Source organism: Nonomuraea sp. NPDC059023 (assembly GCF_042740095.1).
GTDB lineage: Bacteria > Actinomycetota > Actinomycetes > Streptosporangiales > Streptosporangiaceae > Nonomuraea.
On record NZ_JBHYIO010000015.1, the window covers coordinates 26764 to 53570 of the forward strand.

At 69.9% G+C, this 26807-nt stretch carries 29 protein-coding genes and 4 tRNA genes; 16 read left to right on the forward strand and 17 right to left on the reverse strand.

Annotation, left to right across the window (positions count from 1 at the left end; translation table 11 throughout):
- Positions 1–1240 precede the first annotated feature (1240 nt).
- The 4 genes from ACFWYW_RS25085 to ACFWYW_RS25100 all read right to left on the reverse strand — a co-directional run bounded on the left by ACFWYW_RS25085 (position 1241) and on the right by ACFWYW_RS25100 (position 2682).
- Positions 1241–1546 (reverse strand): hypothetical protein, encoded by a 306-nt coding sequence (locus ACFWYW_RS25085; RefSeq protein WP_379609314.1) that lies wholly within the window; start codon positions 1544–1546, stop codon positions 1241–1243.
- Between the two features lie 80 nt (positions 1547–1626).
- Positions 1627–1830: a hypothetical protein gene (locus ACFWYW_RS25090; protein WP_379609312.1), complete on the reverse strand. Its 204-nt coding sequence runs from the start codon at positions 1828–1830 to the stop codon at positions 1627–1629.
- Positions 1831–1886: 56 nt separating this feature from the next.
- Positions 1887–2096: a hypothetical protein gene (locus tag ACFWYW_RS25095; protein WP_379609311.1), complete on the reverse strand. Its 210-nt coding sequence runs from the start codon at positions 2094–2096 to the stop codon at positions 1887–1889.
- Between the two features lie 64 nt (positions 2097–2160).
- Positions 2161–2682 carry an ATP-binding protein gene (locus ACFWYW_RS25100; protein WP_379609310.1) on the reverse strand — a complete coding sequence of 174 codons (522 nt, stop codon included), beginning with the start codon at positions 2680–2682 and terminating at the stop codon, positions 2161–2163.
- 411 nt (positions 2683–3093) lie between these two features.
- Between ACFWYW_RS25100 and ACFWYW_RS25105 the strand changes: the two genes are divergently transcribed.
- Complete coding sequence (locus ACFWYW_RS25105) at positions 3094–4527, forward strand: helix-turn-helix domain-containing protein (RefSeq protein WP_379609309.1); 1434 nt, start codon at positions 3094–3096, stop codon at positions 4525–4527.
- A 5-nt stretch (positions 4528–4532) separates the two neighbouring features.
- Here the strand turns inward: ACFWYW_RS25105 and ACFWYW_RS25110 are convergent, their stop codons facing one another.
- From ACFWYW_RS25110 to ACFWYW_RS25120, 3 genes are all read right to left on the reverse strand, one after another.
- Positions 4533–4886 (reverse strand): hypothetical protein, encoded by a 354-nt coding sequence (locus ACFWYW_RS25110; protein WP_379609308.1) that lies wholly within the window; start codon positions 4884–4886, stop codon positions 4533–4535.
- Positions 4887–5468: 582 nt separating this feature from the next.
- Positions 5469–5541: transfer RNA gene (locus tag ACFWYW_RS25115), tRNA-Lys, on the reverse strand.
- Positions 5542–5655: 114 nt separating this feature from the next.
- Positions 5656–6810, reverse strand: coding sequence for an acyl-CoA dehydrogenase family protein (locus ACFWYW_RS25120; protein WP_379609307.1), 1155 nt, complete (start codon positions 6808–6810; stop codon positions 5656–5658).
- Between the two features lie 90 nt (positions 6811–6900).
- Here ACFWYW_RS25120 and ACFWYW_RS25125 point away from each other — a divergent pair, with 90 nt between their 5' ends.
- Positions 6901–7170: a PspC domain-containing protein gene (locus ACFWYW_RS25125; RefSeq protein ID WP_379609306.1), complete on the forward strand. Its 270-nt coding sequence runs from the start codon at positions 6901–6903 to the stop codon at positions 7168–7170.
- Here ACFWYW_RS25125 and ACFWYW_RS25130 read toward each other — a convergent pair whose 3' ends face one another.
- Together ACFWYW_RS25130 and ACFWYW_RS25135 are read right to left on the reverse strand one after the other, a co-directional pair.
- Complete coding sequence (locus ACFWYW_RS25130) at positions 7171–8448, reverse strand: MFS transporter (RefSeq protein WP_379609305.1); 1278 nt, start codon at positions 8446–8448, stop codon at positions 7171–7173.
- A 117-nt stretch (positions 8449–8565) separates the two neighbouring features.
- Positions 8566–8916 (reverse strand): metallopeptidase family protein, encoded by a 351-nt coding sequence (locus ACFWYW_RS25135; RefSeq protein WP_379609304.1) that lies wholly within the window; start codon positions 8914–8916, stop codon positions 8566–8568.
- Between the two features lie 33 nt (positions 8917–8949).
- Between ACFWYW_RS25135 and ACFWYW_RS25140 the strand changes: the two genes are divergently transcribed.
- From ACFWYW_RS25140 to ACFWYW_RS25175, 8 genes are all read left to right on the forward strand, one after another.
- Positions 8950–10527 (forward strand): metallophosphoesterase, encoded by a 1578-nt coding sequence (locus ACFWYW_RS25140; RefSeq protein ID WP_379609302.1) that lies wholly within the window; start codon positions 8950–8952, stop codon positions 10525–10527.
- Positions 10505–10577 (forward strand) — tRNA-Glu (locus tag ACFWYW_RS25145). The genes ACFWYW_RS25140 and ACFWYW_RS25145 overlap by 23 nt, the downstream gene beginning before the upstream one ends.
- Positions 10578–10656: 79 nt before the next feature.
- Positions 10657–10731, forward strand: a tRNA-Asp gene (locus tag ACFWYW_RS25150).
- A 5-nt stretch (positions 10732–10736) separates the two neighbouring features.
- Positions 10737–10810: transfer RNA gene (locus ACFWYW_RS25155), tRNA-Phe, on the forward strand.
- Between the two features lie 121 nt (positions 10811–10931).
- Entirely contained in the window at positions 10932–12290 is a 1359-nt protein-coding gene (gene pafA, locus ACFWYW_RS25160; RefSeq protein WP_379609300.1) for a Pup--protein ligase, read from the forward strand.
- A gap of 123 nt (positions 12291–12413) precedes the next feature.
- Complete coding sequence (locus ACFWYW_RS25165) at positions 12414–13499, forward strand: serine hydrolase domain-containing protein (protein WP_379641080.1); 1086 nt, start codon at positions 12414–12416, stop codon at positions 13497–13499.
- A gap of 134 nt (positions 13500–13633) precedes the next feature.
- Positions 13634–14359, forward strand: coding sequence for a LuxR C-terminal-related transcriptional regulator (locus ACFWYW_RS25170; RefSeq protein ID WP_379611735.1), 726 nt, complete (start codon positions 13634–13636; stop codon positions 14357–14359).
- Positions 14360–14429: 70 nt separating this feature from the next.
- Positions 14430–14984, forward strand: a complete 555-nt coding sequence (locus tag ACFWYW_RS25175; RefSeq protein WP_379611736.1) for a hypothetical protein — start codon at positions 14430–14432, stop codon at positions 14982–14984.
- Here the strand turns inward: ACFWYW_RS25175 and ACFWYW_RS25180 are convergent.
- Positions 14926–16122, reverse strand: a complete 1197-nt coding sequence (locus ACFWYW_RS25180; RefSeq protein WP_379611737.1) for a cytochrome P450 — start codon at positions 16120–16122, stop codon at positions 14926–14928. The genes ACFWYW_RS25175 and ACFWYW_RS25180 overlap by 59 nt on opposite strands.
- Before the next feature lie 29 nt (positions 16123–16151).
- Positions 16152–17057: an AraC family transcriptional regulator gene (locus ACFWYW_RS25185; RefSeq protein WP_379611738.1), complete on the reverse strand. Its 906-nt coding sequence runs from the start codon at positions 17055–17057 to the stop codon at positions 16152–16154.
- 82 nt (positions 17058–17139) lie between these two features.
- Here ACFWYW_RS25185 and ACFWYW_RS25190 point away from each other — a divergent pair, with 82 nt between their 5' ends.
- Positions 17140–17961, forward strand: coding sequence for an NAD(P)H-binding protein (locus tag ACFWYW_RS25190; protein ID WP_379611739.1), 822 nt, complete (start codon positions 17140–17142; stop codon positions 17959–17961).
- Positions 17962–18043: 82 nt separating this feature from the next.
- Positions 18044–18445 (forward strand): hypothetical protein, encoded by a 402-nt coding sequence (locus tag ACFWYW_RS25195; RefSeq protein WP_379611740.1) that lies wholly within the window; start codon positions 18044–18046, stop codon positions 18443–18445.
- Here ACFWYW_RS25195 and ACFWYW_RS25200 read toward each other — a convergent pair.
- From ACFWYW_RS25200 to ACFWYW_RS25210, 3 genes are read right to left on the reverse strand one after another with little or no spacing between them, the layout of a single operon-like run.
- A complete protein-coding gene (locus ACFWYW_RS25200; RefSeq protein ID WP_379611741.1) occupies positions 18376–21081 on the reverse strand; it encodes an AAA family ATPase in 2706 nt (901 codons plus the stop codon). The two genes, ACFWYW_RS25195 and ACFWYW_RS25200, sit on opposite strands and share 70 nt — an antisense overlap.
- Positions 21082–21084: 3 nt before the next feature.
- Positions 21085–21390: a winged helix-turn-helix domain-containing protein gene (locus ACFWYW_RS25205; RefSeq protein WP_379611742.1), complete on the reverse strand. Its 306-nt coding sequence runs from the start codon at positions 21388–21390 to the stop codon at positions 21085–21087.
- Entirely contained in the window at positions 21390–21854 is a 465-nt protein-coding gene (locus ACFWYW_RS25210) for a hypothetical protein (protein WP_379611744.1), read from the reverse strand. Before ACFWYW_RS25210 ends, ACFWYW_RS25205 begins: the two co-directional genes overlap by 1 nt.
- Before the next feature lie 236 nt (positions 21855–22090).
- Here ACFWYW_RS25210 and ACFWYW_RS25215 point away from each other — a divergent pair, with 236 nt between their 5' ends.
- The 3 genes from ACFWYW_RS25215 (at position 22091) to ACFWYW_RS25225 (ending at position 24540) form a co-directional block, all read left to right on the forward strand.
- Complete coding sequence (locus ACFWYW_RS25215; protein ID WP_379611745.1) at positions 22091–23644, forward strand: glycosyl hydrolase family 18 protein; 1554 nt, start codon at positions 22091–22093, stop codon at positions 23642–23644.
- 42 nt (positions 23645–23686) lie between these two features.
- Positions 23687–24259, forward strand: a complete 573-nt coding sequence (locus ACFWYW_RS25220; RefSeq protein WP_379611746.1) for a TetR/AcrR family transcriptional regulator — start codon at positions 23687–23689, stop codon at positions 24257–24259.
- 92 nt (positions 24260–24351) lie between these two features.
- Positions 24352–24540, forward strand: a complete 189-nt coding sequence (locus tag ACFWYW_RS25225) for a DUF5708 family protein (protein WP_379611747.1) — start codon at positions 24352–24354, stop codon at positions 24538–24540.
- Here ACFWYW_RS25225 and ACFWYW_RS25230 read toward each other — a convergent pair.
- On the reverse strand, positions 24504–25049 hold the full coding sequence (locus tag ACFWYW_RS25230) for a dihydrofolate reductase family protein (RefSeq protein ID WP_379611748.1): 546 nt from the start codon (positions 25047–25049) through the stop codon (positions 24504–24506). The two genes, ACFWYW_RS25225 and ACFWYW_RS25230, sit on opposite strands and share 37 nt — an antisense overlap.
- A gap of 35 nt (positions 25050–25084) precedes the next feature.
- Complete coding sequence (locus ACFWYW_RS25235) at positions 25085–25534, reverse strand: winged helix-turn-helix domain-containing protein (RefSeq protein WP_379611750.1); 450 nt, start codon at positions 25532–25534, stop codon at positions 25085–25087.
- 75 nt (positions 25535–25609) lie between these two features.
- Here ACFWYW_RS25235 and ACFWYW_RS25240 point away from each other — a divergent pair, with 75 nt between their 5' ends.
- A complete protein-coding gene (locus tag ACFWYW_RS25240; RefSeq protein ID WP_379611751.1) occupies positions 25610–25993 on the forward strand; it encodes an ACT domain-containing protein in 384 nt (127 codons plus the stop codon).
- On the opposite strand, the gene ACFWYW_RS25245 is transcribed toward ACFWYW_RS25240, so the two are convergent.
- Positions 25990–26799 carry a YybH family protein gene (locus ACFWYW_RS25245; RefSeq protein ID WP_379611752.1) on the reverse strand — a complete coding sequence of 270 codons (810 nt, stop codon included), beginning with the start codon at positions 26797–26799 and terminating at the stop codon, positions 25990–25992. The two genes, ACFWYW_RS25240 and ACFWYW_RS25245, sit on opposite strands and share 4 nt — an antisense overlap.
- Positions 26800–26807 lie beyond the last annotated feature (8 nt).

The following is a 26807-nucleotide window of genomic DNA, read 5'->3' on the forward strand; positions in this document are numbered from 1 at the left end:
AACGGAGAGGGCTTCGGGACGGGATGAGCGGCCGATAGGGGGAGGGTGACTCCCCGCCTTGCGCTACGTCCCGAAGGCCCCGGGAGGGTCCGGCAGCAGGGCGCGAGGGAGGTAGCGCCACCGCTGCCGGACGTTCAAGGGTTTGAGGGGGTGGCGGCTCCAGTGCCGTGTCGTGGACCCCGGATGCCACGCACGTGTGACGCTGCTGGAGCCGCCCGCGATGGTCTGGTGAGTCAGCGGCTGCACCAGACCATCAGCGTTGGCCGACCGGGCTTCAAGGACGGTCAGCCAAGGGGTGTGGCTGCTCTCCGCACAGCGGAGGCCCGAGCAGCCACCTCCCCTCCCCCTTGACGGGCACGGTCGCCTGCGCGCAACCGTTCCCGCCAGAGGGGGCCTGGGTCCGGTAGCGGCACCCGCGATGACTGGGAGCGTGCCACTACCGGACGATCATGAAGATCTCGGGGGTGGGCGGCCCCCTTCTACGCCTCACGGCCTGTGCAGCCGCGCTCCGCACCAGCGCAAAACAGGGGCCGCCCACCGGTTGGCCGGGCGGAGGGAACCACCCGGCCTATCCCGGAGGGTGGCTGACCGGACCTCCTCGGCTATCCGGCCAGCCACCCCAAGGGGTGACCGCGTCCGCGGTTGCCTGAGGCGCTCGCGGTCACCCGATTCTCGGGAATACGGCCAGGCGGGCCTACGCATCCGCCCGCTGGCTGCTGTCCCGAGAAGCCTTCGGAAATCTCGCTGGTTCACTTTCGGTTGACGAGGGGCGGCCCCTCCCATCGCGGCGTCGGCGTTCGCGATGGTTCCCTCAGCAGACAAGGGACCGCCCCTCAGGCGACGATCGACGCGAGCGGGGGACCCGCGTGTGATCGCCGCACAAGTGGGTGGCAGACTGCCGGACGCAGTCAGCCACCACAGGTGACCACGCGCTGCACATCACACGGTCACCTCGGACTCGGACAGGACGCCGGTCACGGTCGCCCACCACCCGGCACCCATCCGAGAAGCCACTACGGGTTGCCGTCACCCGCCCCGGCCCCGGCCGGGATGTCACCGCCAGAGACACCCCGATCGGAGCGGTGCGAGTGAGGGCGCTGCCATCCACGGCCCCGCCGAACGGGCGGTGATCGTGGTGACAGGGCCGATCGCCGCCGACCCCCCGGCCGCTGACAGCCACGACAGGGCCGCGACACGGGGCCCACAGCACCCGGCCCCGGTCGGCGTGGTCCCGTGCCGGTCAGACGGTGTCCGGGGCCGCCACCGCCAGCACCCGACCCACACGATCGGCCGCCCGGTCCGGGTAGGCCACCTCAACGATCGGCTTCGCCCACGACCACCAGAACAACCACTCACCCTCCCGCGGCACAGCCGACACGACCTCGGCCAGCGTGGTGGCCTCCGGGTTGATCACCCGCAGACGCGGCAACCGCCCCGCATCGGTCAGCACCCGCGCGAGTAAACCCCGCGCCTGCAACACCCGCTGCAGATCGGTCAGATAGACGGCGGCCTGGGCAGCAGTCGCCGAAGGAACGGGATCGGACATGGTCGACTCCGAAGACGGTCGAGGGGGAAGGGGTTGGCAGGCGCGTACGGCGGCTGTAGCGGGGCGCGGGGATGACGGCTTCAGGCGGACGGCTGGTTCTGCCTGCGACGCCGCCACACGACGTAGCCAGCCCACACCACCACCCCGACGACCCAGGCCACGATGAGGACGAGCACCGCCAGCGCCACCGGCCGGACTACCCCGGCGGGAGCTATCACGGAGAAGATCGCGAAAGCGGCGGTGAAGGCCAGCAGCAGCCCATTGATCAGATGGCGTCGGTGCATGACAATTCCGTTCACGAAACGAATGAGGGAAGACGCGGAAGGGAAGAAGGGCGGGGTCAGGGGCCGAACAGCGAACGGCCGTTGAGCGCCTTGCGGCGCAGCCGCCAGCGGCGCCCGAGCACGACCCCCGCGAACAGGCTCGGCCCGCCGATGAGCACCACCACCGTTACCGGCATGGGGATGCTGCCGGGCGCGGCGGTGATCCAGCCGAGGAACGCGGCCGTGACCAGTACCGGGATGAGCATGAGCAGGTGATGACGGCGCACGACGGTTCTCCGCCCTTTCTCGATCGGCCAGCACGAGTCTGAAGGTGATGTGAGGTCTGGCCGGCTACACCGGGGCGAGAAACAACTCCTCGATCTGGGCCGGGGTCGGGTTGAGGTCGAGATGGCACCACACCACGCGCCCACCGGTGACCGGCAGCCGGAAGCTGCCCCACCGGTTACGCGACAGCGCCTGCACAATCGCCAACCCCCGACCGCGCTCGGCGTTCAGGCTCGGCACCTGCAGCGGGATGGCCGATGGCTTGGAGCAGGACGAGCCGGGATCGGTGACGCCCAGCCGCAGGCAGTCGGCACCTTGACACAGCTTGAGCGTGATCGAGCCTTGACTGCCGTCACCCTCGCCGTTCCCGCTGCTGTTCCCGGTGCGGCTGGTGTCGGCGTACCGGACAGCGTTGGTGACCAGTTCCGAGGCGGCCAGCACCGTGATCTCCGTGACGGGATGCGCGCGCCCCAGCCATGCGCTGACAGCTTCCCGGGCCAGATACGGGGCCCGGTCGCTGCGCGCCAGGTGCAGGATGCCGACCGGCTGAAGTAGTTGGGTGGGTGGAAAGGAGTAGATCGCCATCATCGCCTCGCTAACTCTCGAACATCAGCTGTGTCCTCCTCGGTTGATCGGCCAGCACCCCGAGCTGGCCGAGCCGTACCAGATGTCGCGCCGCGGATGACGGAGGCTCGGCTAGCTCCCAGTTCCGCACGAGGCGACACGGCCCCGAACCGCTGGCCCGAAGAATCCAGGAGATGTCCTGACTCCCGGACCGGATTCCGGCCACCCACCGCGTCTTGGTCACGCCGGGTGACGGTCACCAATGGAACCCGCTGCCGGACGTCCTGCGGAAGAGCGTCACCTGGGCGTTGACCGCGCCCAGGTGACGCCCGGTAGGCGGGTAGGGCGTTTGCAGGGCGTTTCCCGGTCAGGCTGGAGACGGGGGTTGGAGGCGGCGCATGCTGTGTGGTCCCCTAAATGCTGAGGGAGCGTGGCGTGGTGACCCACCAACCAGAACAGCAAAACCCTTCCCCCGAGGGCGGGCCAGTCAAGCCGTCCCGCCCCGGCCTGATCCGGGCACGGCTGCAGCGCGGCCTGACCCAGGAACGGGCCGCCGAACAGATCGGCGTCTCCCTCAGCACCTGGGCCCGCTGGGAACGCGGCACCCAGAACGTCCGGCCGTACTACCGCACGGTGGTGGCCGAACAGTGGGGCGCCGAGCAGGGTGAGGTCGATGCCTGGTTCCAGGTCACCGCATGTCCCTCCCTCACGCCATGCGCCGACATGGCCATGGCCCAGGCGGGATTGGCCGAGCCCATGCTTCACGCACCCAGCGTGGAGACAGCCAGGCAGTTGTGGAGGTTTGAAATGGACCCATCACGCAGACACCTGCTCGTCGCGCTGCCCTTCGTCCCGGCAGCGCTGGGAGAATGGCTACTGGCCTGGCAATTCGACCAAGCCCCAGCCACCGCCCAACACGCAACAGGAAAGAGCATCACGGTCGGCATGGCCGACGTGCAACGCGTGCGCGAAGCACACCACGCCTTCGTACGCATGGATCACCAATTCGGGGCCGGGCTCGTACGTCCCGCCGTCACCGACTTCATGAACACCACCTTGGCCCCGCTGCTGCAGGGCTCAGCTTCAGAACAGGTACGTGCCGAACTGCTGAGCGCAGCGGCGGTCATCACCCAGACGGCCGGATGGATGGCCTTCGACCTCGGCCACCAAGGCCAAGCCCAAGCCCACTTCGGGCAAGCCTTGAACCTGGCCAAACAGGCCGGCGACAACCTCACCGCCGCCTGGATCCTGGCCACCATGGCCCAGCAGGCATGCGAACTGGGCCACGGCCGATGGGCGATCAGGCTGGCCAGCGCCGCCGTCGACGCCGGGGTACGAGCCGACGCGCCAGCCCGAGCCCAAGCCCGGCTGAACCTGCGACTGGCCTTTGCCCACTCCGCCCGCCCCGCCGAAACAACCGCAGCCACTTCAGACGCCAAACGACTGGTTGCCGCACACCTCAGCCAGGCCGAGCATCACTTCAGCAAGGGCACCACCGACCGCGACCCCGTCTGGGTCGCCCACTTCGGCGAAGCGGAACTAGCCGGAGAAGGGGGACGCTGCTGGCGCGGCGCAGATGAATTCCAGCGTGGTGTGACCCGCCAGCAGGAAGCCATCGCCGCCTTCGGCACCCGATACCCACGCTCCATCCTGCTCACGCAGATCAGCGTCGCCGAAGGCTACCTCGGCATGAGCGAAATCGAGGCAGCCCTGGAACACGCCCGCGCCGCCGTCACCTCCGCCAAAGACCTCACCTCCACCCGCGCCACCGCCCACCTGCACGACTTCGCCACCCGCCTGCAGCCCTACGGCGACAACCGCCACGTGCAGGACTTCACCGACTACCTGCGCACCGAACTGGCCAGCTAACCCACCTACCGCCGCTTGATCCAGACGGAGCCCTCACACTGCCGGAACCCGTTGCGGGTGACGCAGAGCTTGAAGACATCGATGCGGGAGATGAATGTGCGGTCGCTGCCGCACCCGAACCGGGCCCCATTGTCGTCGGCCACGGTGTAGATGCCGAGCATCGAAGTAGCGTACTCGGCCTCAACCTTGTAGCTGTCGTCCGCCAGGTCGCACACGGTGATGTGGTTGCGATCGGCCGAAACGCGGACGCTGCCCTCGGAGGTCCGGCTACTCCAGCCAGAGCCAGGGGCGGCAGCCGCCGCCGGGGCGGCGAACAGGGCCAAGACCGTACATCCCACAAGAGTAAAGCGAACGATCATGCGCAGATCCCGTTCCGCAGAGGAGGTCAGAACGGCAGCCACTATGAAAGCCGCCCTGCCCGACCCCAAGCGGCTTTGCCGTTCCTTGGACGGGCCTGCGGTCAAGCCGGGCACAAGCTGCCCGCCACCCCTTCCGCGACGCCCTTCCTTTGCCCTTCTGGCGGGTCGGGCTTGACCTGCCAGGTTTCGAGGCGGCTCGCAAGGCCAGTCAGCGCGACCGGCCCACCGCGCCTCGTTCCGCGCGCCCGCTGCCACCCAAGGGAACAGATGGGTGCAGAACGGGGCAACTGCGACGACGATGCTCCGCCTGACCGGAGGCGGTTTTACACGCGGTTGGGCGGGCCTGGGATCAAGTTGGACATATGTCGCCCCCGACCCCGTCTGTCATGACCTTCTCTTGCGCTTCCGGCGGGTCTGGCTTGACCTGAGGGGGTCCGGGGGACGCACGCACGCCTACCGTGGGTTCGCCCGCGTGCCGGACCCGTGCCGAAGAGCACTGTGCGAGCACTGACTCGGCCATTTTCGGCCGCCAGAAGAAGATCCAGAATCGAGAAACCCCAGGTCAGATGCGGTTTTTGAGGGTAGGGCGCCCGGGGCTCGAACCCGGAACCTACGGATTAAAAGTCCGCAGCTCTGCCAATTGAGCTAACGCCCCTTGCAACATGCAGCGTACCGAGGTTACCCGTCAGTACGCGACCGGCTTCCCGCCGGTCACGATAACGTACGCGGCCCGCACCGGCCCACGAACGTCCGGTGCGGGGCAGGCAGGTCAGCGGTAGGCGGACAGGCCGGTCAGGGCTTCGCCCAGGACCAGGGTGTGGATTTCCTGCGTCCCCTCGTACGTCAGGACGCTTTCGAGGTTGTTCATGTGGCGGATCACCGGGTATTCGAGGGTGATGCCGTTTCCGCCCAGGATCGAGCGGGCCTGGCGGGCGATGTCCAGGGCGGCGCGGACGTTGGCCAGTTTGCCGAAGCTGACCTGGCGGGGGTTCAGGTTGCCGGCGTCTTTCAGGGCTCCCAGGTGGAAGGCGGTCAGGGAGGCCTGGGCGGTGCCGACGTACATCCAGGCGAGCTTTTCCTGGGTCAGCTGGAACGCGCCGATCGGCTTGCCGAACTGGACTCGGGTCTTGGAGTAGTCGACGGCGGATTCCAGGCAGGCGCGGGCGGCGCCCACGACGCCCCAGAGGATGCCGAAGCGGGCTTCGGACAGGCAGGACAGGGGGCCCTTCAGGCCGGAGACTTCGGGGAGGACGGCGCTCGACGGCAGGCGGACATCGTCGAAGTAGAGGGACGAGGTCACCGATGCCCTCAGGGACAATTTCTTGTGGATCTCAGGGGCGGAGAAGCCGGGCGTGTCGGTCGGGACGACGAAACCCCTGATGCCCTCGTCGGTCTGCGCCCACACCACCGCCACGTCCGCGATCGACCCGTTGGTGATCCACATCTTGGCGCCGTTGAGTATCCAGTCGGAGCCGTCGCGCTTGGCGAAGGTGCGCATGTTGGAGGGGTCGGAGCCGTGGTCGGGCTCGGTCAGGCCGAAGCAGCCGATCGCCTCGCCGGCCGCCATGCGCGGGAGCCATTCCTCCTTCTGCTCGGCGGAGCCGTACTTCCAGATGGGGAACATCGCCAGGGAACCCTGAACCGAGACGAACGACCGCAATCCGGAGTCGCCCGCCTCCAGCTCACGGCAGGCCACGCCGTAGGAGGTGGCGTCGGTGCCGGCGCAGCCGTACCCCTCCAGATGCATGCCGAGCAGGCCCAGTTCGCCCAGAACGGGGGCGAGCTCGCGGGCGGGGAAGGTGCCCTGTTCGAACCAGTCGGCCACGTCGGGGAGGATGCGGTCGGTGACGAAAGACGTGACGGTGTCACGGATCAGGCGCTGGTCAGGGTTGAGCCGATCGTCTATGCGCAGCAGGTCTTCCATGACGGTCCTCTCCTCGCGTAGGGGGCTACCAGGGTTCTACCAGGGGGAATCCCGATGTGCGAACGCCGGGTCCCAGGGCAGTGTTGAGGCATGAGCGAATCGAACATTAAGCAGCTGCGTCGGACCAACAAGGGCAAGATCGCCGGTGGTGTTTGCGCCGGTGTCGGCGAGTACGTGGGGATCGACGCCAACCTCATCCGGATCGGCCTCGCGGTCGCGACCCTGTTCGGCGGCCTGGGCGTCGGCCTCTACGCCATCGGCTGGCTCCTCATCCCCGAAGAGGGCAGGAACGAGTCGATCGTCCAGGACCTGATCGGCAAGCAGCAGGCCAAGAAGAACGACGACGTCTGGCAGCAGTGATCAGGCGGTGGCCCGGGCGCGCACCCGGGCGGCGATGTCACCGCGGGACTCGGTCCAGACCATGGCGAGCACGGCCGCGGAGGTCACTCCCATGACCCCGGCCAGCGCGACCACCGGCTCCGGACCGAGTCTCTCCGCGGCGAATCCGCCGATCAGGATGCCGATGCCCTGCACGGCCATCAGCCCCGACTGCACCAGGCCGAACGCCTGACCCCGGCGTTCGGCCGGGACACACTGTACGAACGCGGCATTGGCCGCGAGCTGATAGGCGCCTCCGATGCCGGACAGGATCCACAGCGCCAGCACGACGGCCAGCGGCGGCCGCATCGCCGACAGGATGAGCGGGGCGCAGCTCAGCATCGCCATCCACCCCATCATGCGCAGGCGCCCCGATGGCGTGACGAACCTGCTGAAAAGGAACCCGCCCAGCACCGTGCCCGTCGGCATCGCCGCCATCAGCAGGCCGGTGACGACGGCGACAGGCAGCTCCGAGTTCAAAGTCGCCGCATACGGTACGGCGATGCCCTCAGGAAGCACGTAGAAGCCGCAGAGCCACGCGAACAGCACCAGCGTCCGCAACTTCTTGTCGCCGAACACGAGCCCGGCTCCAGCCCGGGTCATGGTCCACATGGATGGTTTCGCACCTTCGCGGGTCGCGGCCGCGCGCCGCCGTACCCCGGAGACGAGGATCAGCGCGGAGGCGAGGAAGGTCGCCGCGTCGAGAGCGAGCGCGCGGTACGGCCCGAGCGTCGCGATCAGCGCGCCACCCGCGGCGAACCCGAGCATCTGGACAGCCTGGTTGGTCATGTTCTGCAGCGCCGAGCCGGCGACATAGCGGTCACCGACCAGGATCTCGGGCAGCAGCGCCGCCCGCGCGGCCGAGAACGGCGCGCTGAGCAGCACGACGAAGAACACCAGCCCGCACAGGACCGGGAACGGCATGCCCGGCACGGCCATGCCCGCGACCAGCAGCGCCCGCAGGACGTCGCACGTGATCATGACGCCGCGTCTGGCGAACCGGTCGGCGAGTCCGGCGAGCAGCGGCCCGCCGAGGATCGACGGCAGGTAGGTGAGCGCGTAGACGGCCGCGGTGGCGGCCGCGGACTTCGTCCGGTCATATACCAGTACGGCCAGCGCCACCTGGGCAAGCTGGTCCCCGAGCAGGGACAGACCTTGCGCGTACCAGAGCGCGCGGAATTCGCGTATGGCGATGACCTCGCCATACGTCGCCTGTCGCTCGGCGGCACGTCTGTGCCGCCCCGGAAGCCTGGCCCCCATCGGACTCCGCTGCGCCTGACTCAGTGTGTTCGGTATGTCACCTAAGGTGCCCGATCACCTGGCACGCCGCAACCGAAAGCTTCCAAGCACTTGCAAACTGTAATCGCCGAGGAGGGCTTACCAGCCGAGCTCGTGAAGTCTGGCGTCATCAATCCCGAAATGATGAGCGATCTCGTGCACAACGGTGATCTGGACTTCTTCCACCACGTCGTCTTCGGTGTCGCACATCTGGCAGATCGGATTGCGGTAGATCTCGATGCGGTCGGGCAAGACTCCTGCGTACCAGTCGCCACGCTCGGTCAGGGGGATACCGGTGTACAGCCCGAGGAGGTCGGGCTCCGGCGGGTCATCGACCACCACAACCACGACGTTGTCCATGAGCCTGGTCAGCTCCGACGGAATCGTGTCCAATGCCTCGGCCACGAGTTCCTCGAACTTCTCCCGCGGAACCTCGATCACAGTTTCCATTCTGCCCTGTCCGTCAGGTAAGCAAGAAAGCGTATGAAGTACCTGAAGTCCAGATGGGTCACCTCCGTCGCGGTCCTGTTCGTCGCGGCGGTGGGCGCATGGCTGGGCATCGTCCTCAGCGGTACGGTCCCCGCCCAGATCGGCCCGGTAGAAACAGGAATGTCCCTTCGACCTGCCTGGAAGGGCGAGACGATCGTCGACGCGAGCCCGCTCGGCACGCTCACCTTCCGCACCCACGACGCGCCGCTGCGCCTGCGCATCACGCTCGAGAACATCGACCAGGAGCAGGCCAGAGCGCTCATCGAGGACCCGCGCCTGGCCGACCGGCTGCCCGGCATCCTCGAACGCGACCTGCGCGAGGGCGTGACCCTGCTGATCATCCGCTCACTGCTGTGCGCGGGTGCGGGCGCCCTGGTGACCACCGTTCTGGTCTTCCGGCGCCCCAGAGTGGCCCTGATGGGGCTTCTGGTGGCCTCCGTGGCTTTGGCGGGCACCGGCACGCTCGCGGCCGCCACGTTCAAGCCCAACTCCGTCCTCGAACCCCGCTACTCCGGGATCATCGCCGCCGCGCCCTCGCTGGTGGGCAGCGCCGAGTCGATCGTGACCAAGTTCGAGTCGTACCGCGCCCAGCTCACCAAGTTGGTCACCAACGTCTCCAAGTTGTACGACACCGTGCGCGACCTGCCCGTTTACGACGCCGACCCCACCTCGATCCGGGTCCTGCACGTCTCCGACATCCACCTCAACCCCATCGCCTGGAACGTCATCCGCTCCATGACCGACCAGTTCAAGGTGGACCTCATCGTGGACACCGGGGACATCTCCGACCATGGCAGCAAGCCGGAGAACAAGTTCGTCGAGGAGATCGGCAAGCTCGGCGTGCCGTACGTCTTCGTGCGCGGCAATCACGACTCGGCCATCACGCAGAAGGCCGTCGCCCAGCAGAAGAACGCCATCGTCCTCGACGACAAGACCGCCGAGGTGAACGGCCTGCGCATCTACGGCCTCGGTGACCCCCGCTTCACGCCCGACAAATCCGTACCCGTCGACCCGGACCTGTCCCGCCTGGAGCAGTTCGGCCGCTCCCACGCGGTACGGCAGGCCGCCGCCCCACCCGACCTCGTCGCGGTCCACGACCCGACCATCGCCAAGGGATTCTCCGGATACGCGCCGATGATCCTGACCGGCCACTCCCACCAGAGATCGACCACCGTCCTGCCCTCCGGCAGTCGCGTCCTGGTCCAGGGCTCCACCGGCGGAGCCGGCCTGCGCGCCCTCGAACACGCCGAACCGACCCCCGTCCAAGCCTCTGTTCTGTACTTCGACAAGAAGACCAGACGCCTCCAGGCCTGGGACGATGTCACGCTCGGCGGCCTCGGGGAGCAGTCGGTGCACATCCAGCGTCACGTGGAGCAGAACCCTCGACGTATGATTTCTCCAGAGCCAACGAACGCCCCGTCGCCAGCGGGATCGGTCACAGGCACGACGACGCCGGCCGCCGGTCCGCCACTTTGGCATGAGGGGCAATCGTCCCCTATGCTTCAGAGGTCTCCGACGGAAGACGTCAGGAACAGGATGCGAATCCTGAGCCCCCATCGTCTAGCGGCCTAGGACACCGCCCTTTCAAGGCGGCGGCACGGGTTCGAATCCCGTTGGGGGCACGGCTTCACCGGAAACCGGCTGGTCGAAGACCACCGAAACACTGGTAAGCTAAGCGAGGCCGCGAGGCCGAGCGAACAAGGTCCTGTAGAGCAGTTTGGAGTGCTCGCCACCCTGTCAAGGTGGAGGTCGCGGGTTCAAGTCCCGTCAGGACCGCTCTGGGTCAGGTAGCTCAGTTGGTACGAGCGTCCGCCTGAAAAGCGGAAGGTCGGCAGTTCGACCCTGCCCCTGACCACCTTTATTGAACAACCAGAACACCCCGAAGCGAAGATCGCTACGGGGTGTTTTTTGTTGATCGCCCAACGTTGGATGCCAGCCCTCCCCCACTGCGGGCGCCGGGAGAATAGTCTGAGCTAATGGATCGTCGCATCCTCGGCCTGGAGAACGAGTACGGCACCACGTTCACATTCCGGGGGCAGCGCCGGCTATCCCCCGACGAGGTGGCCAGATACCTGTTCCGGCGAGTCGTGTCCTGGGGCCGGTCAAGCAACGTGTTCCTCCGCAACGGCGCGCGTCTGTACCTGGACGTGGGCAGCCATCCCGAGTACGCCACCCCCGAGTGTGACAACGTCGTCGAACTGGTCACGCACGACAAGGCGGGCGAGCGGATCCTGGAGGGCCTTCTCGTCGACGCCGAGAGGCGGCTGCGCGAGGAGGGCATCGCCGGCGACATCTATCTCTTCAAGAACAACACCGACTCGGCCGGGAACTCCTACGGCTGCCACGAGAACTATTCGGTGGAACGGGACGGCGAGTTCGGCCGGCTGACCGACGTGCTGATCCCGTTCCTGGTCACCCGGCAGATCATCTGCGGCGCGGGCAAGGTGCTGCAGACGCCGCGCGGGGCGGTCTACTGCGTGTCGCAGCGGGCCGAGCACATCTGGGAGAGCATCTCGTCGGCGACCACGCGTTCCAGGCCGATCATCAACACGCGCGACGAGCCGCTCGCCGACGCCGAGCGGTACCGCCGCCTGCACATCATCGTCGGCGACTCCAACATGGGCGAGACCACGACGCTGCTCAAGGTCGGCGCGACCGACCTGGTTCTGCGCATGATCGAGGCGGGCACGGTGCTGCGCGACCTGTCGCTGGAGAACCCGATCAGGGCCATCCGCGAGATCTCCCACGACTTCACCGGGCGGCGGCGGGTACGGCTGGCCAACGGGCGCGAGGCGTCCGCTCTGGAGATCCAGCAGGAGTACCTGTCCAAGGCCAGGGACTTCGTCGACCGGCGGGGCGGCGACCCGATCGCCCACCGGGTGCTGGAGTTGTGGGAGCGCACGCTGCGCGCGGTCGAGACCGGCAACCTCGACCTGGTCTCGCGCGAGATCGACTGGGTCACGAAATATCAGCTGATCGAGCGGTACCGCAAGAAGTACGACCTGCCGCTGTCCTCGCCGCGCGTGGCCCAGCTCGACCTGGCCTACCACGACGTGCACCGCAAACGCGGCCTGTACTACCTGCTGCAGAAGCGCGGCGCGGTGGAGCGCGTGACTTCCGACCTGAAGATCTTCGAGGCCAAGTCGGTGCCGCCGCAGACGACCAGGGCGCGGCTGCGCGGCGAGTTCATCCGCAGGGCGCAGGAGAAGCGCCGCGACTACACCGTCGACTGGGTGCACCTCAAGCTGAACGACCAGGCCCAGCGCACGGTGCTGTGCAAGGACCCGTTCCGCAGCGTGGACGAGCGGGTGGACAAGCTCATCGCCGACATGTGAGCCCCGGGGCCCGGCGGGGGTGTAGGGACAGCCCTACTGGGAGCTTGGGTGGTGCCGTGACTGTGGCGCGGGTGGGTGCCGCGGGAAGGTCGAGGTACCTCTTCGACCCCCAAGGAGCACCGAATGTCGCGCCGCCTGCTGGCCCTTGTGATCGCCGTTCCCGTCGCCCTGGCGCCCGTGGCGCCCGCGTTCGCCGTTGCCGCGCCCTCTTTGCAGACCCGTCTGGATCAGCTGACCGCCGCGCCGGAGTTCCCTGGCGCGGTGGCGTACGTGCGGGATCGGGATGGCAAGGCTCGTACCGTCAAGGCAGGTACGGCGGAGCGTGGCACCCGCAAGCCGATGCCCGGTGCGGACGGGCGGTTCAGGGTCGCCAGTGTCAGCAAGCCGATCATCGCGGCCACGGTGCTGAAGCTGGCCGATCAGGGGAAGGTGGAGCTGGACGAACCGGTCGAGCGTTATCTGCCCGGTGTCGTTCATGGCAAGGGGATCGACGGGCGGGAGATCACCGTCCGGATGCTTCTGCGGCAGACCAGCGGGCTGGCCGACTTCTCCGCCGCCGCCGACTGGTCGAAGATCGGGAAGCAGGATCTGCTCAAGCTGGCGCTGACCCTCGATCCCACGCCTCGGGGGAGGTTCGCCTACTCCAACACCAACTACCTGGTTCTCGGGATGGTCATCCAGGCGGCCACCGGGCGGGACTTCCGGGCGGTCAGCCGGGAGCTGGTGTTCGAGCCGCTCGGCATGCGCGACACCTACTGGCCCGCCAAGGGCGAGACCAAGATCCGGGGGCCGCACGCGCACGCTTACGGCGTGCATCCGCTCCGGCCCAAGGACGGGGTTGTCGACGTGACCCGGTTGCCCGGCTATGAGTTCGGTCCCAGCGGCGGGCTGGTGTCCACGCCGCGCGACCTCGACCGGTTCTGGCGGGCCAGGTCGGTGAAGGCGGAGCGGTTCGTGCCGGTGGCGGATCCGGGCTGGCCCAAGGGTTCGCGCTACGGCCACGGCGTGATGGAGATCCCGCTCAGCTGCGGCCCGATGTGGGGGCACGCCGGTGACCTCCCGGGCACCTCCACCTTCAGCGGGCGGGACCGCTCGGGGCGCACGGCGACCGTGTACGTGACGGGGACGGCCGACGGCAAGCCGCGTGCCCGCCTCATCGCCGCCTTCGACACCGCCCTCTGCGGCGTCGAAGGCGGCGGCAAAAGCTGATCTCGGGTAAAGCGGCCGCGTGCACGCGGAGGTCCAGGGAATAGCGGCCGCGTGCAGGGTCGCTGATCTCGGGGAACGGTGGCCCGCCGTACAGTGAAACGCCCTGTGAGAGGGTCGGGGGACAAGGGGGGCACGTGGAGGAGCGGGCGTCACTCGGGCGGCTCGCCCGGCAGCTCGAAGAGATCGTCGGTGAGTTGCGCGGCCTGCCCGTCGAGGTCGAGCGGCTTGAGGACAGCGAGCAGGTCAGGCTGCGCATCACGGAGCTGGCGCGGACCTCGCGTGAGCTGCGGGCCATGCAGCCCATCGGCGCCACGGACACCGGGCGGGCCGAGCAGCGCAACCGGCGCGAGGTGCTCGACTCGCTGGAGCGCGGCATGACGATGCGGACGGTCGTGCACGCCAGTGTCCTGGACGATCCGCGCAAGGCGGCCCGGCTCCGGGAACTGCACGCGGCCGGGGACCAGCACCGTGTCATCGACGAGCCGATCCAGCAGATGCTCGTGTTTGATCGTGCGGTGGCTTTTGTAAGGATCACGCCGGTCGACGGATCGCCCGGCGCGCTGCTGATCAGGCAGCAGAGCATGATCAGCATTCTGATCGCGCTGTTCGAGCAGACCTGGGCCAGGGCCAGGGAGGTCACCGATCCGGTGCCCAAGCTGAGCCCGCGTGAGCGCGAGGTGCTCGCGCTGATCGCGGAGGGGCGCTCCAACAGTGCCGTGGCCCGTGCGTTGTCGATCTCCGAGGCGGCCGTCGGCAAGCACGTGGCCGGGGTGTTCGCCAAGCTCGGCCTGCCTGCCACCGACGACGTCAACCGGCGCGTACTGGCGGTGCTCGCCTTTGTCCGGGGAGCGGTGAGGTAGGGCGAGCACTACCTCGCCCTCGGTCCAGCCCCCGCGCGCGGACCTCGCGGCGAAGCCTTCAATGAAGGGCATGCAGCGTATGTCTGGATTGCTGGTGGGCGCCGTCTTCGGCGCGGTGTTCGTCGTCGTCAACGCGCAGGAGCCGCTCGGCGGGGCGGTGGCGGCCGTTCTGCGGGTTCTCGCCGGCCTCGCCGCCGCGAGCGTCGTGGCGATGTGGTTCGTGGCGGTCAGGAGGGAGCGGCCCGTACGGGAGCAGGGGCCGGGCATGTTCGGGAAGGGTTACCTCGTCGTCGTGGCGGCGGAGGCGGTGCTGCTCTTCGGCGGCCTGCGGGTGCTGGCCGCGTGGGGAGTGCCGACCCAGGCCAACGTGGCCTGGGTGGCGTTCGTCGTCGGTGTGCACTTCGTCGCGCTGGCGCCGATCTGGAAGGACTGGGCCATCGCGGTGCCCGGCGCGGTGCTGACCGTGCTCGGCGTGGCCGGGCTGGTCATGGCCGCCACGGCGGGCCTGGCCTGGGTGCCGTTCGTCAGCGGGGTGCTGTCGGGGGCGGTACTGCTGGCCGGGAGCGTCACGTTCGGGTGGAGGGCGATCCGGTCCGCACCGGCAGGCGTTCCAGTCCGTGCATGAGCATGCCGGGGCGCCACGTGACCTCGGCCGAGGCGAGTTCCAGGTCGGGGAAGCGCTCCAGCAGATGCCTGAAGGCGATCTCGCCCTCGACGCGGGCCAGCGGGGCGCCCAGGCAGTAGTGGATGCCGTGGCCGAAGGCCAGGTGCTGGCCGGGATCGCGGGTGACGTCGAGTTCGTCGGCCCGCTCGTACTGCCCGGCGTCGCGGTTGGCCGACAGCAGGGAGACCAGGACGAGCGCTCCGGCCGGGATGTCGGTGCCGCCGATCGTCACCGGTTCGGTGGTGAAGCGGTAGGTGGAGGTGCTGAGGGGGCCGTCGAAGCGTAAGAACTCCTCGACTGCCTGCGGCACCAGGGCCGGGTCGGCGCGCAGGGCGGCGAACTGGTCGGGACGGCTCAGCAGCGCGAGCATGCCGTTGGCGATCAGGTGCACGGTCGTCTCGTGCCCGGCGACGAGCAGCAGCCACGACGTGCTGACCAGCTCGGACTCCGTCATCCGGGTCTGGACCATGGCGCTGATCAGGTCGTCGCCCGGGTTGTCGCGCTTGGCGGCGCACAACTCGCCCAGGTAGGCGATGGTGGCCTGGGCGGCGGCCACCACCTCGCCGGGGTCGAGCGCGGAGCCCTCGATCGTGGTGTTGGACCAGCGGATCACCTGGGGCCAGTCGGGCTCGGGGATGCCGAGCAGTTCGCCGACGACCATGGCGGGCAGCTGGACCGCGTACTCCTTGATCAGGTCGAACTCGCCGCCCAGCCCGTCGAGGAGGCCGGAGCTGAGCTCCTCGATCCTGGGGCGCATCGCACGGACGCGACCGGCGGTGAAGGCCTTGACGACCAGGCGGCGCAGGCGTTCGTGGTCGGGCGGGTCGGAGAAGAGCATGTTGTCGGGGACCACGGCGGCGGCGCCGCTGCTGTCGCCGCCCTCGATCTCGTTGGCCTTCATGATGTGGGGATTGCGGGGGAAGTCCTTGCTCAGGCGCGGGTCGTTGAGCGCGGCCCTGACGTCCTCGTACCTGGTCACCAGCCATACCCGGACGCCCTGGGAGGTGACGGTGTGGGCCACGGGCTGCTCTCGCCTGAGCTTGGCGTAGACGCCGTGCGGGTCGCGCAGATACTCCTGATCGAACACTTTGTTGATCACGGTTGCCCCTCCGCGGTAGGGATCTCAGACTATGCCGGGTATGCGGCGGCGCGGTGTTCGCTCGGGGTGACGCCGCGCAGGCGTTTGAAGGCGACGCTGAGCGTGAAGGCGTCGGAGTAGCCGACCCTCCTGGCGATGGAGGTGAGCGTGGCGTCGGAGCCGCGCAGCAGGTCGGCGGCCACCTCGACGCGGCGGTCGGCGAGGTAGGCCATCGGCGGGCTGCCGACCCTGGCTGCGAAGCGGCGGGCCAGGGCGGCGCGGGAGACACCGGTCTCGGCGGCCAGGTCCGCCACCGTCCACGGGCGGTCGAGCTTGTCGTGCAGCAGGCGCAGGGCCCGGTCCACCACCGGGTCCGCCTCCACGGCCGCGCCGGGGCGGTCGAACCACGCGCGCAGCGCCGCCACGAGGGCCAGGTCGAGAAGGCGGTCGAGGACGGCCTGCTGGCCGGGCCGTACCGCGGCGATCTCCTCGGAGAGGAGGTCGAGGGCCGGGTGGCGGCCGGCGGGCAGCACCAGGGCGGGCGGCAGCGCGCGCAGCAGGCGCTCGCCGATCGGGCCCTCGTAGGCGCCGCTGAGCATCAGGGCGTCGGCGTCGAGGCGCGGGCCGCAGGTGCGCGGGCCCAGGGTGAGCGCGTCGCCGAGTTCGGTGCCGTCCGCGAGCAGGCAGTAGGAGCCGGGTGTCACCATGAACCGCGGCGCGGTGCCCGGCGGGTCGGCGATCGTGTGGGTGCCGCGGACGACGGCCACGTCGCCCTGGCCGAGGCGCAGCGGTTCGCCCTCCTCCGGTACGACCCACGCCTGCCCGCGGATCATCGTGGTCAGCGTCAGCGGTGCGCCGGAGGCGAAGCCCACGGCCCACGGCGTGTCCATGACCGACCGGCCGAACGTGGCGCCGCGCGCCCGTACCCCTTCCAGCAGATCAGCAAGCGCGTCCATGCCCTTGACTCTAGACGCTGAGACATTCAGATGAGTGTCACGGCCATGGAGCGTCTGACAACGGCCGGATTGACTGGTCGGCATGAACGAACAGAATCCGATCCTGGTAGTGGGCGGCACGGGTACGACCGGCCGCCGGGTGGTGTCACTCCTGCGCGAGCGCGGGATCGCGGTGCGGGCGGGCTCCCGCTCAGGGGAGACACGTTTCGACTGGAGCGACCGGGCGACGTGGGACGCGGCGCTGGCGGGCGTGCGGGCCGTGTACGTCGTTCCGCTGGACGGGGAGCTTCTCACCCGGCCGTTCGTGGAGCGCGCGGTGGAACTGGGCGTGCCGCGGATCGTGCTGCTGTCGGGGCGCGGCATCGACGTTCCCGGGTACGGCGACGTGACCAGCGGCGTAGGGGCCACGCACGCCGAAGGCGAGAAGGCGGTGCGCGCGTCCGGCGCCGAGTGGACGATCGTGCGGCCCGGCTGGTTCGCGCAGAACTTCAGCGAGGGCTTCTTCCACGAGGCGGTGGCCACCGGCGAGCTCAGGCTCCCGGCCGGTGACGGCGCCGTCTCCTTCGTGGACGCCGCCGACATCGCCGCGGTCGTGGTCGCCGCGCTGACCGGTGAGGGACATGCCGGGCAGGTGTACGAGCTGTCGGGGCCACGCGCGCTGACCATGGCCGAGGCGGCCGCCGCCTACTCCGCGGCGAACGGCCTGCCGCTGAGCTATGTGGATGTGGACCCGGAGGCGTTCGTGGCCGAACTGGTGAAGGAGGGCTGGCCGGTGGCCGACGCCGAGGGGTACGCCGCCGCGATCGCCCCTGCCCGCCTGGGGATGGACGCCTACCTGTCCGACGGCGTCCAGCGGGCGCTCGGCCGCCCGCCGACGGACTTCGCCGACATCGCATGGAAGTAACGGTGTCAATAACGCGTATGCGTTGCGAGGGGAAGGCGTATAGATAGCGGACATCGGCTGACCTGCGGTGTTACCTGGATGTATGCGTACCTTGCCGCTCGGTGGGTTGGTCGTCGGCGCTTTCGTCACGGCCGTGTTGTCCTGCGCGGTGGCCGCGCCGCTGTTCCCGGAGGCCGCGGCCCGGACGGCGGTGGTGGCGTTGCTGGTCGGCGCCTACTCCCTGTGGGGGCGGAGCCTGCTCGTGGCGCTGGCCGCCGCCGGAATGGCCTGGTTGTTCGTGACCGGGTTCCTGGTCAACGGCCTGGGAGTGCTGACGTTCGCCGAAGGGGACCTGGGCAGGCTCGGCGTGCTGGTGGCGGCCGGGATCGGCGGGTACGTCGTCGGGGCGGCCCCGGCGGTGCGGCGGCTCGTCGTTCAGTCGTGGAGGGGCAGGCCGGCCAGCTCGGCGCGCGAGGCGACACCCAGCTTGGGGAAGGCCTTGTAGAGGTGGTGACCCACCGTGCGCGGGCTGATGAACAGCTGGGCGGCGATGTCCCGGTTGGACAGGCCCTGCGCGGCCAGCCGTACGATCTGTAGCTCTTGCGGGGTCAGCCCGGCGAGCACGCCGGGGGCCGCGCGGCGGATGGTGAGACCGGTGGCGTGCAGTTCGGCGTCGGCGCGTTCGGCCCACGGCCGGGCGCCGACGCGGTCGAAGCGCTCCAGCGCCGCGGTCAGGTGCGTGCGCGCCTCCGCCTTGCGTCGGGCGCGCCGCAGCCACTCGCCGTAGAGCAGTTCGGTGCGCGCGTGCTCGAACGTCCTGCTGTCCTGCTCGTGCAGGTGAAGCGCGGCGCGATAGTGCTCCTCGGCGCCGGGCTCCAGCAGCGCGGCGCACCGCTCGGCGAGCGCGCCGACCGCGGCCCGCCGCAGCCGCCGCGCGAGCTCCGCGAATCGCCGGTACGGCTCCGCCGCCCGCTCCGGGCTGCCCAGCCGCACCGCCGCCTCCACCAGGTCGGGAGCGCACCGCTGACCGGGTAGCTGGTGACGGGCGGGGCCTTCGGCCACCCGTTCCAGGTGCTCCAGCGCCCGTTCGGCCCGTCCGTGGGCGAGGTCGAGCAGCCCGAGCGCCCAGCCGGCCCGTGGCGCGCCCGGCGAGAAGATCTTCCCGTCGGAGGACGACCTGGTCCGCGCGGCCAGGGCGCGGCAGCGCTCCTCGTCCCCCTCGATGGCCGCGAGATAGGCGAGCACGCCGGCGGACAGGCTGCTCCACTGCCACTGGCCGGTGTCCTCCGCGATCGTGAGCGCCTCGGTGGCGCTGCCCGCGGCGTCGCGGTGCCGGCCGAGCGTGCTCTCCGCGACCGCCAGGTGGTACAGGGCCGGTGGCAGCAGGCCGATCGTCCCCGCCGCCCTGCTCTCGGCGGTGACCTCGGCCATCAGGTCGTACGCCTGGTAGTCGAGGCCCGCGATGAGGCCGAGCCCGGCGATGTGCATGAGGTGGAGCGGCCGGGCGTGCCCGCGGCGGGCGGCGGCCACGACCTCGCCCATGGGCGGCAGTCCCTCCGTGGAGCGCTCCATGGCCAGCGAGACGATCCAGTCCTGGACCAGCCGGAGCGGCCCCGCTCCCCCGCCGATGGCGTCGAGCTGGTCGGCGGTGCGCGCGACCATGTCCCGGTCCCCGGCGAACCAGGCGTTGCCGACCGCGTCCATGAGCGTGCCGAGCGCGGCGTCGGGGTCGTCGTCCCTGCCCGCCGCGACCTGCTCGATGAGCACGAGGTTGGCCTGCCGGAAGGCGCCCTGCCCGGACAGGGCGGCGGCGAGCGCGCGGGCGAGCCTCCGGCTCAACGGCGTGTCGCGCGCCTCAGGGCTCGGCGGGGTGTCGTGGAGTTCGGGGCGGGCGCGTTCGGCCAGGCTGCGCGCCCGGTCCAGCTCGCCGGCGGCCAGCGCCGCCTCGGCCGCCTGGACGAACAGCCGGCCGCGGGCGGGCGGGCTGAGTTCGGCGGCGCGCTCGTAGGCGGCGGCCGCGGCGGCGTGGCCGTTGCGCTCGGCGGCCTGGGCGGCGGCGCGCTCCAGTTCTGCCGCGGCCCGCTCGTCCGTGCCGGTGGCGGCGGCGGCCAGGTGCCAGGCGCGCAGGTCGGCGCGTTCGGTCCCGGCCAGCGCGTCGGCCAGGGCGCGGTGGGCGGCGAGGCGCTGGTCGAGGGTGGCGCCCTGGTAGACGGCGGCGCGGACCAGGGGGTGGCGGAAGGCGAGCCGCCGGTCGGCCTCGTCGAGGCGGATCAGGCCGGCCTCGATCGCGGGCGGCAGGTGCCGTACATCATGGGGCGCGGCGCGCAGGATCACGGCGAGTTCGCCGCTGTCGTCGGCGGCGGCGAGCAGGAGCAGTGCGCGCGTCGGCGCGGGCAGGCGGGCGACCTGACCGTGGAAGGCGGCCTGGAGCCGGTCGGTCAGGGGCAGGGGTCCGCAGGCGCCCACGTCGAGCACGAGGGGCAGTTCGATTAGGGCGAGCGGGTTGCCGGCGGCCTCGGCCAGTACGCGGGCGCGCACGTCCGGCGCCAGCGTGGCGTCGCGCTCGTCGACCAGGGCGGCGGCGTCCTGCGGCGCGAGCCCGGTCAGGGAGAGCGAGGGCAGGCCGGGCGCGGCGAAGGCGGGCTTCCCGTCGCGGGCCGCGAAGATGATGGCGGTGGACTCGGCGCCCAGCCGCCTGGCCGCGAACAGCAGCGCCTCCGCGGAGGGCCGGTCGAGCCACTGCGCGTCGTCGACCAGGCAGAGCAGCGGCACCTCGGCGGCCAGCTCCGACAGCAGCGACAGGACGGCCAGCCCGACGAGCATCCGGTCGGCGGGTACGGCAGGCCCCAGCCCGAACGCGCTCTCCAGCGCCCGCCGCTGCGGCGCCGGCAGGCCTGCCACCCCGTCGAGCACCGGCCGGAGCAGCAGGTGGAGCCCGGCGAAGGGCAGTTCGGCCTCGAACTCGATCCCGCAGCCGCGCAGCACCCGCATGCCCGAAGCGGTGGCGGCGGCGCTGTCGAGCAGCGCGGACTTACCGATGCCCGGCTCGCCGCGCAGGACCAGGACGCCGCTGCCGCCGGCTCGCGCGGCCCGGACGAGCCGGTCGACGGCGGCCAGTTCAGAGGAGCGTCCGTGCAGCACGGGTCACGCCCCTGCCTGCGTCTGCGCGGCGGCCACGATGCGCTGGAGGGCGGCGGCGTGGCGCTGGAAGGCCTGACGGCCCTGTGGCGTGAGCCGTATGTGGGTGCGCCTGGCTCGGCTCTCCTGGCCCTTGCGGACCTCGACGTATCCGGCTCCGGCCAGCGCGGACACCTGCTTGGACAGGGCCGAGTCGCTGGTGCCGACCGTGTCGCGGAGGAAGGCGAAGTCCACCCATTCGGCCGGGGCGAGCAGCGCCAGGACCGAGAGCCTCGCGGGCACGTGCAGGAAGTCGTCGAACTCCGGGTCCATCAGCCGTTCCTCCTCATGATCGCAAGGATGGCACGGCGGAGCAGGGGCGTGGTGGCCAGGTAGACCACGGCGACGACGGCGGCGCCCACGGTGGCCTGCGACAACAGCCCTTCGGCCGGGATCCCGAACAGGAAGAACGCGGCGATGCGCCCGATGGCGAAGAGCACGAAGAGGGCGGCGATCCACCCGGCGTGCAGCAGGTAGTCGAGGCCGGTCGGCTTCCTGCGCGCGGTGGCCCGGTGCTCCCGCACGATGCCCGTCGCCGCGTAGAGCCCCAGGCCGAGGGCGAGGGCGACGAGGTGCCAGGGCCCGGGGAGGTCGGTGCCGGCCAGGGCGGCGAAGAGGCCGAGCGCGGCGAGGAAGACGTAGGGCCGGGCGGTGGCCTGGCGGGCGATCTCCCGGCGCGTGGAGTCCTCGCCGCGCCGGATGTCGTCGAGGGCGGATCGGGCGTCGTACTCGTTCATGGCATCCCCGTTCGTCGGACTACTTTCCTGACAGGAAAGTACCATCTACTTTCCTCCGAGGAAAGTCGTCGAGGTTCCGGATGATCCTCGTCGTAGACATCGCGGTGATTTATCTCGATAATTCGGGTTAACCCGGCGCGAGCCCCCAGCCTCGCAACCCTGTTTTTCCGTCATGTCCTGTGACCTGCCGCGCACAGAAGCGGCAGAAGGGTTGTCCGCCAATGAAGCGAACGTCAATGAGGCGAGCATCGTCGCGCCTCCTCGTGCTGGCCGCATCCTTACTCCTGGCGCTGGCCGGCGTCCTGGTCGTCCAGACCTCGGCCCAAGCAGCCAACCTCCTCGTGAACCCGGGCTTCGAGTCAGGAGCCGTGTCCCCCTGGTCGTGTACCGGCGGCCTCGGGTCGGCGGTCACGACCCCCGTGCACTCCGGCTCGCAGGCGCTGGCGGGCGCCGCGAGCGGATCCGACAACGCCAAGTGCACCCAGTCGGTGAGCGTACGGCCGAGCACCGCGTACACGCTGACCGCCTGGGTACGCGGCAGCTACGTCTACCTCGGCGTGACCGGAGGCAGCGCCCGCTGGGCCTCCTCCACCACCTACACGCAGTTGTCGGTCTCCTTCACGACCGGCGCGAACCAGAACACGGCCGAGGTCTACCTGCACGGCTGGTACGGCCAGGGCACCTACTACGCCGACGACGTCAGCTTCGACGGCCCCGGCGGCCCGACCCCGACCCCGACCATCACCCCGACGCCCACGATCAGCCCCACCCCGACCGTCTCCCCGACCCCGACCATCTCCCCCACCGTGACGCCCACGCCGACGCCCACCGACACCACCTGCCCGGTGAAGTCGCGGCCCACCGGCAAGGTCCTGCAGGGCTACTGGGAGAACTGGGACGGCGCGATCAACGGCGTGCACCCGCCCTTCGGCTGGACCCCGATCACCGACCCGCGCATGAAGGCGCACGGCTACAACGTGATCAACGCCGCCTTCCCCGTCATCCGCTCCGACGGCACCGTGCTGTGGGAGGACGGCATGGACGTGACCGTCAAGGTCTCCACCCCGGCCGAGATGTGCCAGGCCAAGGCGGCGGGCGCGACCATCCTGATGTCCATCGGCGGCGCCGCCGCCGGCATCGACCTCAGCTCCAGCACCGTCGCCGACCGGTTCGTCGCGACCGTCGTGCCGATCCTCAAGCGCTACAACTTCGACGGCATCGACATCGACATCGAGACCGGCCTGACCGGCAGCGGCAACATCAACACGCTGTCGGCCTCGCAGTCGAACCTCATCCGCATCATCGACGGCGTGCTCGCCCAGATGCCGTCGAACTTCGGCCTGACCATGGCGCCGGAGACCGCGTACGTGACCGGCGGCAGCGTCACCTACGGCTCGATCTGGGGCGCCTACCTGCCGATCATCAAGAAGTACGCCGACAACGGCCGCCTGTGGTGGCTGAACATGCAGTACTACAACGGCAGCATGTACGGCTGCGCCGGCGACTCCTACTCGGCCGGGACCGTCCAGGGCTTCGTCGCCCAGACGACGTGCCTGAACAACGGCCTGGTCATCCAGGGGACGACGATCCGCGTGCCGTACGACAAGCAGGTTCCGGGACTGCCCGCGCAGCCCGGCGCCGGTGGCGGCTACATGTCGCCCTCGCTCGTCTCCCAGAGCTGGAACAGCTTCAGCGGTCAGCTCAAGGGCCTGATGACCTGGTCCATCAACTGGGACGGCTCCAAGAACTGGACGTTCGGCGACAACGTCAAGGCCTTGCAAGGGAGATAATCAACAGAGACGGACCGTCTCGTCTCTGATAACGTCGATCTCGTGACCCGCCGCAACGAGGCCTCCAGGCAGGCCATTCTCACGGCTGCCTTCGACCTCGTGGGCGAGATCGGCTATAGCAAGCTGAGCGTCGAGGGCATCGCTTCCCGGGCCGGGGTGGGCAAGCAGACCATCTACCGCTGGTGGCCGTCCAAGGGAGCGGTGCTCCTCGACGCTTTGCTGATGACCATGGGCGGGCCGGCCGGCGACCTGCCCGACACCGGCGACCTGGAAGCCGACCTGCGCACGATCCTGTTCGCGACCGTCGAGGAGTTCCGCGACCCCCGGCTCGACGGCGTCATGCGGGCGCTCATCGGCGAGATCGCGCACGACGCCGGTCTCGCCGCGATCTACGCCGAGCGCGTCGACGGGCCGGTGCGCGAGCTCAAGCGCCGCCGCCTGCGCGCGGCCCAGGACGCCGGCCGGCTCGACCGCGAGCTCGACCTCGACGCCGCCGTCGACCTGCTGTGGGGGCCGCTGCTCAGCCGATGGCTGCAGCGCACCGGCCCCCTGGACCACGACTTCGCGGCCAGGACGATCACCATGGCCCTGTCCGGCATGAGCAGAAAGATGTAGTCCGGAATCGTCAGCCCGCAGGAAGATGCACGGTGTCCTGGTCACTACCGTTCTGTCCAGACAGTCGTTTGCTGGGAACAGAAGAGGTTGACATGACATCCGCCCGCAAGACCCTCATCACCGGCCTGGTCACGTTCGCCGCCGGACTGGCGCTGTGGTTGTGGGGGCTGGACGTCGAGATCGTGGTCTTCACCCCGTCGAAGGTCGGCGTCGTCCTCATGGTGGTCGGCGGCCTCGAGGTCCTCTACGGCGTGTTCAAGGCCGTCCGCTCGACCGCGTAGGTCGTCTGGACCATCCCCGCGTTCCACGTCCTCGTCGACAGGTGCCGCAGCGAGATGTCGGCCTCCAGCGGCCCGAACAGCGGGATGCCGGTGCCGATCAGCACCGGCACCGTGCTGATCGTCAGCTCGTCGATGAGCCCCGCGCGCAGGAACGACTGGATGACCTGGCCGCCGTCGATGTACGCGGACTTGACGCCCCGCGCGTTGAGACCCTCGACCACCTCGTCCAGGCTCCGGTAGATCGTGATCCGCGGATCGTCGCTCTGCAGACCGGTGCTGAGCACCGCGACGTTCAGCCCGGTGTACGGCCAGTTCTCCTCGCCGAACCCGAGACCAGCCTCGTAGGTGCCGCGGCCCATCACGATCGTGTCGATGTCGGCGATGAAGTCGTCGTAGCCGTACTCGCCGGTCGCCTCACCCCTGCTGAGCAGCCATTGGAGGTCGCCGTCGAGCCGGGCGATGAAGCCGTCGACGCTGACGCCGATGAAGACAGAAGACTTGAAACCCATGCCTCCGACCCTACGGACGGCGACCCGGGCGGGAATCAGTCGCGGTATAGGTATCTGGGCTGGACCGGCATCACGTAGCCGATGCCGCGCAGCGTGCGGATGTAGGTGGTGTTCAGGTCGGCCTGGCTCAGCCGGGAGCGCAGGCGGTAGACGGCCGACTTCACCATGTCCCGGCCGCCGGGCACGTCGCCGGTGCCCCATCCGGCCATCAGCAGCCGTCCCATCGACTGGGGCACGCCCTGGTGGGCGGCGAGCTGGGCGAGGAGCTTGAACTCGACGAACGGCAGGTCGAGGCGGTGTCCGGTGACGTAGGCGGCGTGCTCGCCCATGTCGAGGACGAGCTTGCCGGCCCGGATGACCTGGGTGGCGGGGCGGGGCCGTACCGGGGGCTGGGGCTGCGGCGGCTGGGGAGCGGCCGCCGGCTCGGGCGGGGCCGAGCGGCTGCGGATCTTCTGAAACATCGTCAGCCCGTCCATGGTCGGCATGAGCACGTCGATTGTGTCAGTTACCAGGCTATTTCGGAAAGCCGCCTCCCGCCCAGGAGCCCTAGGGTGATCCTCATGAGCTCACCCACTGCCCAGCGCCTGGGCGTCGTGCCGTCCGTGTTCGCGGTGGAGCACCTGCCCCACGCGACCTTCCCCGAGGACGACGAGTGGATCGCGCTGGTGCGCGCTCCCGAGGGCCTGACCGTGGTGCGCGAAACCTGGCCGACCGGTTCCGGCGAGCGCTGGATCGGCCTGTACGGCGGCGCCACCGCCCACGGCCTGGACACCCCCGGCATGCTGGCGGCGGTCGTGAGCCCGCTGGCCGAGGCGTCGATCCCGGTGTTCGTGGCCTCGACCTTCCACGCGGACCTGGTCCTGGTGCCCGAGCACCGCGTCCGGGAGGCCGTGGACGTCCTGGAGCGGGCCGGGCACCGGGTGGACGCCAAGAACCTCGGCTAGATCTGGGGCCGCAGGTCGGTGCGGGCCTGGCCGGTCTCCAGATCCTGCGGGTAGGACAGGTGCTGGTGGACCATCAGCCAGCGGCCGTCCCTGCGCCGGAAGATCCGCGTCGCGCGTGACCAGGTCTCGAAGCCCGCGCCGCGTACGACGTTGACGCACCAGGCCACCGCGAGGTCGTCCCCGGTCAGCACCGTCAGGCCGGGGTTGTCCAGGGTGACGCCCGGGGTCTCCAGGCCGCGCGCGCAGACCTCCCGCACGGCCTCGACGCCTCGGTACTCCAGCGGCGTCTCGTGCTCGTAGGAGACCACGTCGCCGGCGATGGTCGCCATCATGCCGTCGAGGTCGCCGGCGGCGGTCTGGCGCGACCAGGTCTCGTGCAGTTCGCGGATCTCCCGCTCGGCGTCGGCGGGCACGGTGAGCGGGAAGGAGTGGTGCTCGTGGGTGACGACCCAGCGGCCGTCCTCCTTGCGCAGGCCGATCGTGAGCCGCAGCCGGTTGTCCGGGTCCGCGGCGAACTCCCGCTCGGTGCCGCAGCGCAGCAGCGCGTGGGCGAAGGCCACGTCGTCGCCCGCCGTGACCTCCAGCGACTCGATCTCGAACACCGCCCCCGACGCCTGCCACTCGAAGAAGGGCGGCCAGGTCTCGCGGTAGGCGTCGATGCCGCGTACGCCCTGGTGGGGCGGCGGCACGTCGTACATCACGATGTCCTTGGCGTGGTCGGCGAGCACGCCTTCCAGGTCGCCGCGGTGCACCGCCTCGGCCCAGTTCTCGATCAGGGTGCGGATCCGCCGCTCGTCGGTCTTCATGGTCGGTC

What these genes read in the sequence shown, in the direction of transcription:
- ACFWYW_RS25110 (WP_379609308.1), bottom strand. Translation starts at nt 4,886, where the DNA reads ATGATCGTTCGCTTTACTCTTGTGGGATGTACGGTCTTGGCCCTGTTC.
- pafA (WP_379609300.1), top strand. Translation starts at nt 10,932, where the DNA reads ATGGATCGTCGCATCCTCGGCCTGGAGAACGAGTACGGCACCACGTTC.
- ACFWYW_RS25225 (WP_379611747.1), top strand. Translation starts at nt 24,352, where the DNA reads ATGACATCCGCCCGCAAGACCCTCATCACCGGCCTGGTCACGTTCGCC.
- ACFWYW_RS25125 (WP_379609306.1), top strand. Translation starts at nt 6,901, where the DNA reads ATGAGCGAATCGAACATTAAGCAGCTGCGTCGGACCAACAAGGGCAAG.
- ACFWYW_RS25240 (WP_379611751.1), top strand. Translation starts at nt 25,610, where the DNA reads ATGAGCTCACCCACTGCCCAGCGCCTGGGCGTCGTGCCGTCCGTGTTC.
- ACFWYW_RS25165 (WP_379641080.1), top strand. Translation starts at nt 12,414, where the DNA reads ATGTCGCGCCGCCTGCTGGCCCTTGTGATCGCCGTTCCCGTCGCCCTG.
- ACFWYW_RS25090 (WP_379609312.1), bottom strand. Translation starts at nt 1,830, where the DNA reads ATGCACCGACGCCATCTGATCAATGGGCTGCTGCTGGCCTTCACCGCC.
- ACFWYW_RS25215 (WP_379611745.1), top strand. Translation starts at nt 22,091, where the DNA reads ATGAGGCGAGCATCGTCGCGCCTCCTCGTGCTGGCCGCATCCTTACTC.
- ACFWYW_RS25120 (WP_379609307.1), bottom strand. Translation starts at nt 6,810, where the DNA reads ATGGAAGACCTGCTGCGCATAGACGATCGGCTCAACCCTGACCAGCGC.
- ACFWYW_RS25235 (WP_379611750.1), bottom strand. Translation starts at nt 25,534, where the DNA reads ATGCCGACCATGGACGGGCTGACGATGTTTCAGAAGATCCGCAGCCGC.
- ACFWYW_RS25185 (WP_379611738.1), bottom strand. Translation starts at nt 17,057, where the DNA reads ATGGACGCGCTTGCTGATCTGCTGGAAGGGGTACGGGCGCGCGGCGCC.
- ACFWYW_RS25210 (WP_379611744.1), bottom strand. Translation starts at nt 21,854, where the DNA reads ATGAACGAGTACGACGCCCGATCCGCCCTCGACGACATCCGGCGCGGC.
- ACFWYW_RS25245 (WP_379611752.1), bottom strand. Translation starts at nt 26,799, where the DNA reads ATGAAGACCGACGAGCGGCGGATCCGCACCCTGATCGAGAACTGGGCC.
- ACFWYW_RS25190 (WP_379611739.1), top strand. Translation starts at nt 17,140, where the DNA reads ATGAACGAACAGAATCCGATCCTGGTAGTGGGCGGCACGGGTACGACC.
- ACFWYW_RS25205 (WP_379611742.1), bottom strand. Translation starts at nt 21,390, where the DNA reads ATGGACCCGGAGTTCGACGACTTCCTGCACGTGCCCGCGAGGCTCTCG.
- ACFWYW_RS25230 (WP_379611748.1), bottom strand. Translation starts at nt 25,049, where the DNA reads ATGGGTTTCAAGTCTTCTGTCTTCATCGGCGTCAGCGTCGACGGCTTC.
- ACFWYW_RS25195 (WP_379611740.1), top strand. Translation starts at nt 18,044, where the DNA reads ATGCGTACCTTGCCGCTCGGTGGGTTGGTCGTCGGCGCTTTCGTCACG.
- ACFWYW_RS25135 (WP_379609304.1), bottom strand. Translation starts at nt 8,916, where the DNA reads ATGGAAACTGTGATCGAGGTTCCGCGGGAGAAGTTCGAGGAACTCGTG.
- ACFWYW_RS25085 (WP_379609314.1), bottom strand. Translation starts at nt 1,546, where the DNA reads ATGTCCGATCCCGTTCCTTCGGCGACTGCTGCCCAGGCCGCCGTCTAT.
- ACFWYW_RS25130 (WP_379609305.1), bottom strand. Translation starts at nt 8,448, where the DNA reads ATGGGGGCCAGGCTTCCGGGGCGGCACAGACGTGCCGCCGAGCGACAG.
- ACFWYW_RS25140 (WP_379609302.1), top strand. Translation starts at nt 8,950, where the DNA reads ATGAAGTACCTGAAGTCCAGATGGGTCACCTCCGTCGCGGTCCTGTTC.
- ACFWYW_RS25100 (WP_379609310.1), bottom strand. Translation starts at nt 2,682, where the DNA reads ATGATGGCGATCTACTCCTTTCCACCCACCCAACTACTTCAGCCGGTC.
- ACFWYW_RS25175 (WP_379611736.1), top strand. Translation starts at nt 14,430, where the DNA reads ATGCAGCGTATGTCTGGATTGCTGGTGGGCGCCGTCTTCGGCGCGGTG.